Here is a 12,608-nt window from a genome sequence, read left to right as displayed (position 1 = left end):
TGATCACGATAATATCGTACGATAGTCACTGGATATTTAAAGTGCTTGTATTGGAAAATATATAGGCTTGAAACAAAAGTAACTTAATCGATATTGATCATATGCCTAACTTGCTCAATTTGAGTCTAAAACGCAAACTATTTATGAAATATGAAAATATTCTAGAAAAGATGAAAATTCTAAGCGAGCAAAAAAAGTGAAAACGATTGGTTTATTAGGTGGAATGAGTTGGGAATCTACAGACTTGTACTATCAAAAGCTGAATAAAAGCGTTCAACAAAAATTAGGAAAATTACACTCTGCAAAAATTGTTTTAATCAGTGTTGATTTCGCTGAGATAGAAATATTACAGCGTCAAGGCTTATGGGACGATGCAGCACTGTATTTAACAGAGAAGGCAATTCAGTTGGAGAAAGCAGGGGCAGAAGGGATCTTACTGTGTACCAATACCATGCATAAAGTTGCTTCTACTATTGAAAGTTCGATCTCAGTTCCATTTATTCATATCGCTGATGCAACAGCAAAACAAGTTTTAAATCAGAACATTGGCAAAGTCGGTTTGTTAGGTACTCAATTTACCATGGAACAAGACTTCTATAAGCATCGGCTAGAAGAACAAGGCATCAATGTACTAACGCCTAACCAAGACCATCGACAGATGGTTCACAATATTATTTATGATGAATTGTGTTTAGGTGTGATCAAGGAAGAATCTCGTCAGAAATACATCCATATTGTTGAGCAGCTAATATTAGAGGGTGCTGAAGGTATTATTCTAGGATGTACAGAAATTTGTATGCTCATTGGAGATACTCAGTTTTCTGTTCCGTTGTTTGATACAACGTCGATCCATGTGCAAGCTGCTGTGGATTTTGCTTTGTCTTGACCTTTTTGAAGTGGGTATTTGTATCAATAAAAAAGCTCCCGAAGGAGCTTTAAATACTATATAAGCAAAGGCTTACATAATTTTCACACCTTGTTGACCCGCAGGGGTAACTTTGAAGATTTCTACTTCAAACGTGATATTTTTACCTGCGAGTGGATGGTTGAAATCCACTTCAGTGATATCTTCACCGACAGTTTTAACCACGCCAAATAGACTTTGTTTGGCTTTGTCTTCAAACTCAATCATGTGGCCTTCAACAGGACGTTGTTCGAATTTTACTGTATCGAATTTTTGCACATTTTCAGAATTCCACGGACCGAAAGCATCTTCTGGTGGAAGGCTAACAGTACGACGGTCACCTGCACGAAGACCAAATAAGGCTTTTTCAAAACCTGGCAATAAACTGCCATCCCCGATCACTAAGCTTACAGGCTCTTCACGGCTACGTGTGTTATCAATTTCAACACCACTTTCGATGGCAACAGAAAAATGCAGTTCTACTTTTGAGCCATCCGCAACACGCGTTTCGTCATTGGGGTTAATCATTTGTTCAGTCATTTTGCGCTTCCGCACGTTGAATACGATGCTTTTCTAAAAAGAAGGTATCAATTAACAATAAAATCGTACCGAGAGTGATCGCACTATCGGCAATGTTGAATGCAGGGAAACTACTGCCTTGGTAATGCAAATGAATAAAATCGACCACATAACCTAATGTCACCCGATCAATTAAATTCCCCAATGCACCGCCAAGAATCAATGCGATTGCAGCAGGTAAGATCAGCGTGGTTTTTGGCATACGCATAAGCCAAAAAATAAAGATGATCGATACAACGCCTGCAAGACCTGTGAATAAATAATGCTGCCAACCGCCCGCATCAGACAAGAAGCTAAATGCTGCGCCGTAATTATGCAGTAATGTCCAATTTAAGAAGGGCAATACAGGTATAGGCTGAGCATAAGTCAGCTCTGCACTTGCAATGTTTTTTGTCCATTGGTCAATGATAATGGCAAGGACAGAAAGTCCAAGCCACATCAAATTATGTGGATAAAACTGTAATAAGCCCTTTTTATTTTGCGGATTAGGCATATTTTCTCTCTTCGCCTTGACCTGTAGGAAGGTTAATAATACAACGAGAACAAAGCCCTGGATGTGCATGATGTGTATTCACATCTGGAAGAACATGCCAGCAACGTGCACATTTTTCGCCTTCAGCAGCAGAAACTTTAACACGTAGGCCTTCAAGTTCTGTTGCTTCACCTTGCTCAGCATAGTCATAAACAATCGCTTGAGAGGTGATCAAGACAAAACGAAGCTCATCGCCCAATTGCTTCAAGACGTTTTGTAGGTCTGTATTTGCCCAAAGTTCAACTTTAGCAGACAGGTTACTACCAACCAATTTAGCATTACGCGCTGTCTCAATCTGTTTATTAACCGCAGATTTGACTTCAATTAAGGTTTGCCAATCCGCTTCAGAGATCAAGTTGGTGCTTGATGCCACTGGAATATCATACCAATGCGCTGTAAATACATATTTTTCAGTTTGTTCTGGAATCAATGGCCACGCTTCTTGTGCTGTAAAGCTCAAGATAGGGCTCATCCAACGAACAAAGGCTTGAACCAAATGATACAACGCAGTTTGAGCAGAATGACGTGCTGTGGAGTCTGCTTTAGTCGTGTATTGGCGGTCTTTGATGATGTCTAAGTAGAAACCACCCAAATCATTGATACAGAAACTGGTCAAAGCATTGGTGACGACATGGAAGTTCATATCTTCATAAGCTTGTTGAATGGTTTTCTGTACGTCTGCTGCACGTTGTAAGATGTATTGATCCAATGCAATCAATTGATCTACAGGTAACGCATCTGTTGATGGTTTAAAGCCATTCAAGTTTGCCAATAAGAAACGTAAAGTATTACGAATACGACGATAGCTGTCACTTACACGGCTAAAAATTTCGTTACTTGCGGCAATTTCATAACGATAATCGCTTGATGCAACATATAAACGTAAACCATCAGCACCTAACTGCTTAATGATGTCTTCAAGTGGGATAAAGTTACCCAATGATTTCGATAATTTACGACCTTTTTCATCCACGGTAAAACCATGCGTAAGCAGGGCTTTATAAGGTGCGCGTTTATGGATCGCAATCGACGTGAGCAATGAAGACTGGAACCAACCACGATGTTGGTCAGAACCTTCAAGATATAAATCAGCAGGATCTTGCAGTTCTGCACGTTCACGCAATACTGCATAGTGCGTTGTACCTGAGTCAAACCATACATCGAGCGTGTCACGAACAGCATTGTACTGTTCAGCATCATCACCGATAAATGCTTTGGCTTCACGGTTATACCAACCATCAATGCCTTCTTTTTCGATGAGCTTCGCCACATCTTCAATGAGCTCTGCGGTACGAGGATGCAATTCATTGGTGTCTTTATGTACAAAGAATGGAATCGGCACACCCCAAGTCCGTTGACGAGAGATACACCAGTCTGGGCGGCCTTCAATCATTGACTTGATACGGTTTTTACCCCAATCAGGGACAAAGTCGATGTCATTTTCAATCGCATTTAAAGCATCTTGGCGTAACCCATTCGCATCCATGCTGATAAACCACTGTGGGGTTGCACGGAAGATGATTGGTGTTTTATGACGCCAGCAATGTGGGTAACTGTGCTTAATTGGCAGATGCGCCCAGAGTTTGCCAGCATCTGTTAATGCTTCAATAATTTTTGGATTGGCTTTATAAATGTGCTCGCCTGCAAAAAGAGGCGCAGTCGGTAAATATACACCATTACCACTTACAGGGTTTTCTACTTTTAAGTTATAGATTAAGCCAACTTTATAATCGTCCACACCATGTCCAGGTGCAGTATGCACAGCACCTGTACCACTGGTTGCGATGACATGTTCACCTAAAATTACAGGTACTTGACGATCTACAATCAATGGATGTTGTAATTGTAAGTTTTCGAGCGTCGCACCAACAAAGTCAGCCAATACTTTTGGTTGTTCAAGTTTGTAACGTTCACATGCAGATTCAACTAAATCTTTGGCTAAGATTAAGTTTTGTGTGCCACGCTCAGACTGAACTTCCACCAATTGATAGGCAATATCTGCATGTAAGGCAACTGCTTGGTTCGCGGGTAATGTCCACGGTGTCGTTGTCCAAATCACGATATCTGTTGGATTACTAACGCTGACACCCACTTTTGCAGACAAATCAGCAAGATCTACAACACCGAAACCCACATCAATTGCATCAGATTTTTTATCTTCATATTCCACTTCTGCTTCAGCAAGTGATGATCCACAATCCATACACCAGTTCACTGGTTTTAGACCAGGTTCGATATGGCCTGCTTTGGCAATTTCACCGAGCGCGCGAACAATATCTGCTTCTTGTTTGAAGTTCATGGTGAGATATGGATTATCCCAATCTCCAAACACGCCCATACGAACAAAGTCTTTTTTCTGTAATTCGACTTGGGTATATGCATATTCACGGCAGGCTTTACGGAAAGTCGATGCGTCAACTTTTACGCCAACTTTACCGATTTTTTCTTCGACTTTGAGCTCGATTGGTAGACCATGACAGTCCCAACCTGGAACATAAGGTGCGTCAAAATCATCTAAAGTGCGACTTTTAACAATAATGTCTTTTAAAACTTTATTGACGACATGACCTAAATGCAATGAACCATTTGCATATGGAGGACCGTCATGCAGAATATATTTTTTCTTGCCAATACGCGAAGCACGAATCTGCTGATAAATGTTGTCGGCATACCACTCTTCTAACCATTTTGCTTCACGTACTGCGAGATTTGCTTTCATTGCAAATTCAGTACCTGGTAGGTTTAGCGTGGCTTTATAATCCACTGCATTTTCAGAAGTTTGCTTATCGCTCATGCAAGTTGTCATCCAATATTATCAGCACCATTGCTGACGCGTTTTACAATAAAAGTTTAAGTTAAAAAGGAAATTTGGGGGTGTTTTTGCGAAACTCAAGCAAACGCTCGACATCATCATCAATTCCCGCCTGAAGCGCTTCAAGTGATGGGTAATTTAATTCACCATGTAAATAGTCGAGGAAAGTGACCCGCATTAACAGACCATACAGATTAGCAGAAACATTTGGAAAATGTACTTCTAATCGCCATTCTGGATGTTCTTGTTTGATTGCAGGGCGTGTTCCCACATGGCCCGCACCAAATAACGCATCTGTTTGATAACCAGCAATACCGATTTTATCGGGGTTCTCAGCTTTGACTTTCTGTGTCAATGAGGTGCTTTCGCAAATAACATCGACGGCATAAATACCACTTAAACAAGGTTTATGACGGCCAAGTCGAACATTGATGGTTGGAAAATTCAAAGTACGACCAATTTGATCACCATATTGCACACGACCAATCATGCTGTATGGACGACCCAATAATTTTGCTGCAAGTGATAAGTCACCCGCTTGGAGAACTTGGCGAATACGGGTTGAACTGACACGTTCGCCATTAAATTCAATGGTATTGAGATTGGTGACATCAAAACCATATTGTTTTAAAAATTCACTATTGCCTTGACGGTCTTTGCCGAAGTGAAAATCATCACCTAAGATCAAACTTTGCGCATTGAGTTTGCTTTTTAACAGGCTTGCAAAGTTTTCTGCACTTAAGCTACGGAATTGATTATCAAATTTAGCGATAGCAATATAATCGACACCCAATTCAGATAAATATTCTACTTTTTCTCTGAGTGATGAAATCCGTGGTGGTGCTTCATAACCTTTGAAAAACTCTAAAGGTTGCGGCTCAAAAATCATCACCAAGGTTTTTAAATTTTGGGCTTTAGCCACTTCTTTGAGTTGAGAAACCATCGCCTGATGTCCCAAATGGACACCATCAAAATTGCCAATCGTCACAGCGGTTTGGGGCAATTGAAAATTTGGTGCTAAGGCATTTAGACGTAACAGCTGCATGGTTTCAAAATAAGCTTAAAATTTGAAAGGACTATATATTGCCATAATCTCACAGTTTCGTCTTTGTTGTTGTGTTTTTATCCAGAAAAAAATGACTGAGAATACTTTGATATCAGTAAAATTGATTCATTTTATGAAATTAAATCAATTTTATTTATTAAAAGATGCTTTTATAATCAATTTATCTGCTGAAATGAGGATGAAGCGATGAAAAAGCCATTTTACCAACTTGAACAAACAGGTGATGTGATTCGACAGTTTACGCCAAACTGGTTCACCATGACCATGGGAACAGGGGTTGTTGCACTGATCTTGCCTGAATTTCCGTTTGCATCTGATTTTTTATGGCAGCTGGCAACTATTTTGTGGCAGTTTAACACGCTACTGTTTACTGTATTTATCATACTGTATGTTCTACGCTGGCTCATCTATCCTCAAGAAGCGAAGCAGATTTTTTCCCATCCCGCAATGGCACTCTTTTTAGGTGCAATTCCAATGGGGTTGGCAACGGTATTAAATGGCTTTTTAAAATATGGCATACCCATTTATGGTGATGTTGCGTTCCAAATTGCGCAGTTGTTGTGGTATGTCGATGTGGTTTTAGCGGTGAGTATCGGGGTGCTGGTACCGTTTTGTATGTTCCACAAACAAGATCATCAATTGCATACAATGACTGCAATGTGGTTATTGCCGATTGTGGCCTGTGAAGTTGCAGCAACTTCAGGCGGTTTACTTTTAGCGCATACGCATGTTAGTCAACAGGCGGTGGGTATTTTATTCACCAGTTACATGCTGTGGGGGATGTCTGTATTGCCTGCTTTTGGGATTCTCACCATTCTAATGTTACGTTTGGCTGTACATCAATTGCCGAGCAAAGAGTTGGCAATTACCAGCTGGTTAGCTTTAGGGCCAATTGGTACAGGTGCGTTGGCACTCTTGATTCTAGGTGCTCAGGCTCCTGAGGTTTTGGCATTGATTCAGTTAGAAAATTTAGGTGTGTTCTTTCAAAATGTTGGGATCGTGGCAAGTTTTATTTTGCTGGGCTTTGGTGTGTGGTGGGTCGCAATCGCAGTTCTAACCACACTCAAACATGCGGCAACTGAGCTACCATTTAATCTCGGTTGGTGGGGGCTAACTTTCCCACTGGGTGTATTTACTTTGGCAATATTGAGTTTAGGTCAACAATTACATCTCAGTTTTATTGTAGATACAGGCTTAGCATTTGCTGCAATTTTGATGATGTTGTGGGTGATGGTGATGAGCAAAACTTTGCAGGGAATGTATCAAGGGAATCTGTTTTTCTCTCCTTGTTTAAAGACTTTTTTAGAACGTGAATAAACAGAAAATGTTGTTGATCAGTCTATAAAAATAATCATTAAGAACCGATGGAAAAAGCGTCCAAACCCAATTGTCTATTGATTACAGTTGGGCTTTTTTAATATTGAAATACAAAATAAATGCTATATAAGCAGTATGATGTTGGTTTGAGAAAATTTAAAAGTGGATGAATATTACAATCAATGAGGATTCAAAAAGCATTTGAACCTGTGCTAGAAAATGTGATTAACCATTTTAGTCGCAGCTTTGTAGAAGATTTACATAGCATCTATGTTTATGGCAGTGTTGCTCAAGGCATTGCAATTATCGGTCAGTCAGATTTAGACCTATGTGTTGTTTTTAAAAATAAACCAAAAAATTTAAATGAAAAGATTGCTGAAATAAGCGTAAATCTTAAGGTTTTACACCCATTTCTACCTAAAGTTGATATCGATATTGGTTTTCTAGATGAGGTTTTAAATAAGCATTCCCTACAAAGTTGGGGAGCATGGATCAAATTCTTTTGTCAGCATATTTATGGAGAAGATTTATCTGCGCTTTTTAACGATGTTCAGATTAATCGCGAGGTAATTAAGGCGATAAATAGTGGTTATGATACAGATATACAAGGTTATTTACGCATATTAGAGGCATCTGATAAAACAGCAAAAGAATTAATCAGCCTTAAGAAATCTTTAATTAAACGGATAATACGACTGCTTCCTTTGACATTGGACAATATAAAAGGATGGCCATGCCATTTAAATGATACTGTGGCACAAACGATAGATGTATATCCTGAACAAAAAGCAGTGTTTCAATACTTGTTAAACGAACTTGATCATCCAAATGTACCAAGTGAGACCTCTATCCAAGAAATAAAAAGCGTTTATTTGTGGATAGATGCTCACATTATATAAAAATAAAAAAAGCAGCCTTTTGGCTGCTTAAAATAGGTTAAATTTATAATTATGATTTATCTTTTAAACTAAAGAACCAGTTGAGTATCAATGCTGCAAACGTTGCAGTACCAATACCACCCAAGTTGAAATCACCAAATTGAAGGGCAAAGTCACCTGTTCCTAAAATGATTGTTACTGCGGCAACCATCAAGTTTTTATTTTGAGAAAAATCGACTTTATTTTCAATCCAAATCTTCGCACCCGCAATGGTAATTAAACCAAAGACCACGATTGAAGCACCTGTTAAAATCGCTGTTGGAATGGTATGAATCACTGCGCCAAATTTAGGTGAAAACCCTAAGAAAATTGCAAAAATACCAGCAATGACAAAAACAATCGTAGAATAAACACGAGTAACGGCCATTACACCAATATTCTCACCATAGGTGGTCATACCAGGTGCACCGACACCACCAGAAAGCGTGGTTGCAATACCATCTGCAACAAAAGCTTTACCAATTTGTGGATCTAGGTTTTCGCCAGTCATTGCACTGACTGCTTTGATATGGCCCAAGTTTTCTGCCACCAGAATTAAAGCAATCGGAGCAATAATTAACATTGCATTGATATCAAAAACAGGTGAATGGAAAGTGGGCGTACCAAACCATGCAGCTTGTTGAATAGGCGTGAAATTAATCGGCGTTCCATTTCCCATTACGTTTGCAACAATGAAATAGATCAAATAAGCCAATAACAACCCGACCAAAAGCAATAAGCGTTGTAATAGACCTTTTGTGAATACAGCAATTGAACCCATACAGAGTACAGTGACCAATGCCATCCACATATTAAAGTCATTACCAGCGACACCTTTCACCGTAACAGGTGCGAGGTTTAGACCAATGATCATTACCACTGCACCAGTCACTACTGGTGGCATGAGTTTTTCAATCCATTTGGTCCCCGTTGCCATCACGAGCAAGCCAAACATTGCATACAACACACCACATGCCATGATCCCACCAGCTGCAATAGCTAAATTTGCGTTTGGCGTACCTGTACCTGATGCAGCATAGCCAGTTGCAGCAATTACTACTCCAATAAAGGCAAAGCTTGAACCTAGGTAACTTGGAACACGACCACCCGTAACAATAAAGAATAAGATGGTACAAATTCCTGACATTAAAATGGCAAGGTTTGGGTCAAAGCCCATTAAAAAGGGGGCGAGTACCGTTGCACCAAACATAGCAAATGCATGTTGAATCCCTAAAACGACACTTTGCGCAGGCGGTAAATACTCATTGGTACCGACAGGTCTTGCATCAATGCTGCCAGAATAAGGACGCCATTTGGGAAACCAGTTGGACATAAATTGAGCACTCAAAAAACAAATTGGACACATCATACGCTTTCTTTTCGAGAGTTTTAATCATTTTAGTCAAACTAAGCATTTGCATTTATTAGGGAAAATTGGTGTTTTGTACCATTTGGTCAAATAATTAAATAATGTTAGTGCGTAAAATCAAAGTATTAAAAAAAATTGTGTGTAAAAATTTAAAAAAAATCCGATTTTGCGATTGGTCAAAAAAAGTTATTGCTGCTTTATAATATGTGAAAAGTTTCGCGTTTTTTAAAAGGAGAGGAGAATGACAGATCACATTCTCCTCGCTTTAGAATTAAGATAATTTTTATAGGGTGGCTTAACCCGTATTACGTAAACCTGCCGCAATCCCAGCAATACTGACCATCAGTGCATGATCTACCGGGGTATGTTCTGCATGACAGTCAGCCAAATATGCACGTCGACGTTTCATTAATTCGGCTTGTAATAAATGTAAGGGCAGTAAATACGGCTTACGTACTTTCATGGCTTGATCAAGCACATCATTGGAACTTAAAAGTTCCGACTCACCTTTCATTGCCAAGAGCGTTTGTACGGCATCATGTAAGCGTTTACGTAATTCTGCACCAAGTACTTTTAAATCTTCATCATCGGTAAGGTGAGATTCATAATACAGTGCAATATTTGAGTCGGCTTTAGATAGCACCATTTCCAACATATCAATTAAAGTTTGGAAATAAGGCCATTCTGTTAACATTTCATCTAATACTGCTTTTTGGCCTTGATCAATCACTTGGTTGATCGCTGCGCCAGTACCCAGCCAAGCAGGAAGCATTAACCGGATTTGTGTCCACGCAAAAACCCAAGGAATAGCACGTAAAGATTCGATTCCACCACTGACTTTACGCTTTGCAGGGCGTGAACCGAGGGGTAACATTTGCAACTCAAGTTCAGGGGTGACAGTACGTAAATATTTTACAAAATGAGGGTTTTCACGCACAGTCTGACGATAAACCTGAACAGATAAATCTGTCATACTGTGCATTAAATCTCGCCAAGCTTGTTTGGGAATAGGTGGTGGTAATAATGTTGCTTCTAAGGTTGCAGCAGCATAAATTTCCAAATTTTGTAAGGCAATTTCTTCTAGACCAAACTTAAAGCGAATCATTTCACCTTGTTCAGTCACACGAATTGCACCTGAAATTGAGCCCGGTGGTTGAGAAAATAATGCTTGTTGAGTTGGTGCACCACCACGACTGATTGAACCGCCACGGCCGTGGAACAAGGTCAATTGAACGCCATGCTGTTTGGCAATTGCGGTCAACTCTTCTTGCGCACGATACTGGGCCCAGTTTGCTGACATAAAGCCAGCATCTTTGGCAGAGTCCGAATAACCAATCATGACTTCATGTTTGCCTTGAATATGTTGTTTATACCAGTGCATATTGAACAGGGTACTCATGGTACTTGCAGCACCATCTAAGTCTTTCAAGGTTTCAAATAAAGGAACAACGCGTAGTGGGTGTTCAATTCCTGCTTCTTTTTGGAGTAATAGTACCGCCAAAACATCACTCGGATATTCAGCCATTGAAATGATATAAGCGCCCAAGCTTTCTTTGGGTTGTTCAGCCAAAGTACGCATGGTTGCAAAGACTTCTTGAACATCAAGATTTTCAATCAGACTACCTGATGGTTCATTTAAATGTTTAGGCAATAACGGGCGTTTGCTTTGTAATTCTTGTAATAAGAAATTTTGGCGAGCTTGTTCTGTCCATGTCTCAAAATTGCCTAAACCAAGATATTCAGTAATTGCTGAGATGGCTTGGCGATGACGACCTGACTCTTGACGAATATCCAGTTTAAGTAATTCAATGCCAAAACAATTTACCCGATAAATAAAGTCGAGCAATTTACCATTGGCAATCTCAGGTAAATTACATGCCATCAGTGAGCGATAGCAGAGCAGTAATGGTTGTAATAATTCATCTTTATGGCGAATGATTAAACTGCGATCTACATCAGAATGTTGACCACGTAATTTATCTGCTAACCATTGACGAGTTGCTTTGAGGCGTTCACGGGTCGCACGCAAATATTCGCGGTAAGGTTCAGGATGGCTATAACCCAAAGCTTGAAGTAGCTCATTGGAATAGGCTTCAATCGAGAGTTCCCAACGAAGATCTTCAATATCACGCACATAAAGGTCAGCCGCTTTCCAGCGCGACAACCACAAAACTTCTTGAGTAATGTTATGCGTAACATTTGGGTTACCATCACGGTCACCCCCCATCCAAGATGCAAAACGAATTGGAGAAATATCTAAAGGCAAGGCCTGTGCACAATTGTCCTGAACGAGGTCATCCAATTCACGTATGAATTTTGGAACTGCATTCCATAAGGTCTGTTCAATCGTGGTAAAGCCCCATTTTGCTTCATCTATCGGAGTCGGGCGGTGTTGACGGATTTCGTCAGTTTGCCATGCGGAACAGATCAATTGTTTTAAATCAGTCAACACATCTGCACGTTGCTTAGGTGTCAGTTTTTGCTGATCAAAAGTAGACAGGCAATGATTAATGCCATCATATTTTTGGATTAAAGTACGACGACTAACTTCAGTTGGATGCGCCGTGAGGACCAACTCAATTTTTAATTCACAAATTTGTTTATAGAGCGTTTCTGTTGAAATTTGCTGATCTTTAAACTTGCTAAATAAATGATCCAGCACATTGGGTGATGGTGAATTTTCATCGCACTCACTTTGACGACGACTGCGTACAACGTGATATTGTTCAGCAATATTGGCAAAATTTAGAAAGTGTGAAAAGGCGCGGGTGAGTGGCAGAATTTCATCATCTTTTAAATTTAAAAATAATTGTTCAAGTTGTTTTTCTGCTTCAATTTGACCATCTCGAGCGCCTTTACCTAAAGCCCGAATTTGTTCAATTTGATTAAACAAATCTTGTCCTGCATGTTCTTTTAGCGTTTCGCCTAAAAGGTTTCCGAGTAAGCGTACATCTTCACGCAGCGGAGCATCAATTTGTTGAACCATTTGTTACTCTCCAGTTCTTGTTATCTCGAATATAACGTGATTCCACCACAATCCAAGTGACTCCCTACAAAAGTATGTAAATGACTGTGCAAGAAGTCGACTTTGACTTAATTTTAATTTGGATAT

Annotated in this window: 9 protein-coding genes; 3 read left to right on the top strand and 6 right to left on the bottom strand. The window is 39.7% G+C overall.

Annotation, left to right across the window (positions count from 1 at the left end; translation table 11 throughout):
• Positions 1-196 precede the first annotated feature (196 nt).
• Entirely contained in the window at positions 197-886 is a 690-nt protein-coding gene (locus AC2G3J_RS19715; RefSeq protein ID WP_483770474.1) for an aspartate/glutamate racemase family protein, read from the top strand.
• 72 nt (positions 887-958) lie between these two features.
• On the opposite strand, the gene AC2G3J_RS19710 is transcribed toward AC2G3J_RS19715, so the two are convergent.
• From AC2G3J_RS19710 to ribF, 4 genes are all read right to left on the bottom strand, one after another.
• Positions 959-1,444, bottom strand: coding sequence for an FKBP-type peptidyl-prolyl cis-trans isomerase (locus AC2G3J_RS19710; RefSeq protein ID WP_004818226.1), 486 nt, complete (start codon positions 1,442-1,444; stop codon positions 959-961).
• Entirely contained in the window at positions 1,437-1,976 is a 540-nt protein-coding gene (gene lspA / locus AC2G3J_RS19705) for a signal peptidase II (protein ID WP_419360552.1), read from the bottom strand. Before lspA ends, AC2G3J_RS19710 begins: the two co-directional genes overlap by 8 nt.
• Positions 1,969-4,809 carry an isoleucine--tRNA ligase gene (gene ileS, locus AC2G3J_RS19700; RefSeq protein WP_004718871.1) on the bottom strand — a complete coding sequence of 947 codons (2,841 nt, stop codon included), beginning with the start codon at positions 4,807-4,809 and terminating at the stop codon, positions 1,969-1,971. The genes lspA and ileS overlap by 8 nt, the downstream gene beginning before the upstream one ends.
• 61 nt (positions 4,810-4,870) lie before the next feature.
• The gene (ribF, locus tag AC2G3J_RS19695; protein WP_419360553.1) at positions 4,871-5,872 is read right to left on the bottom strand and encodes a riboflavin biosynthesis protein RibF; all 1,002 of its coding nucleotides are present in this window, start codon (positions 5,870-5,872) and stop codon (positions 4,871-4,873) included.
• A gap of 207 nt (positions 5,873-6,079) precedes the next feature.
• On the opposite strand from ribF, the gene AC2G3J_RS19690 reads away from it, so the two are divergent.
• The gene (locus tag AC2G3J_RS19690) at positions 6,080-7,210 is read left to right on the top strand and encodes a TDT family transporter (protein WP_419326906.1); all 1,131 of its coding nucleotides are present in this window, start codon (positions 6,080-6,082) and stop codon (positions 7,208-7,210) included.
• 182 nt (positions 7,211-7,392) lie between these two features.
• Positions 7,393-8,109 (top strand): nucleotidyltransferase domain-containing protein, encoded by a 717-nt coding sequence (locus tag AC2G3J_RS19685; protein WP_419326907.1) that lies wholly within the window; start codon positions 7,393-7,395, stop codon positions 8,107-8,109.
• 49 nt (positions 8,110-8,158) lie between these two features.
• Here AC2G3J_RS19685 and AC2G3J_RS19680 read toward each other — a convergent pair whose 3' ends face one another.
• The gene (locus AC2G3J_RS19680; protein ID WP_336952566.1) at positions 8,159-9,460 is read right to left on the bottom strand and encodes a solute carrier family 23 protein; all 1,302 of its coding nucleotides are present in this window, start codon (positions 9,458-9,460) and stop codon (positions 8,159-8,161) included.
• A 331-nt stretch (positions 9,461-9,791) separates the two neighbouring features.
• On the bottom strand, positions 9,792-12,482 hold the full coding sequence (ppc, locus tag AC2G3J_RS19675; protein ID WP_419360556.1) for a phosphoenolpyruvate carboxylase: 2,691 nt from the start codon (positions 12,480-12,482) through the stop codon (positions 9,792-9,794).
• Between the last annotated feature and the right edge of the window lie 126 nt (positions 12,483-12,608).

The organism is Acinetobacter legionensis (assembly GCF_057165765.1).
The sequence above is the reverse complement of the archived record's forward strand: the minus strand, read 5'-3'. Positions and strand labels throughout refer to the sequence as shown.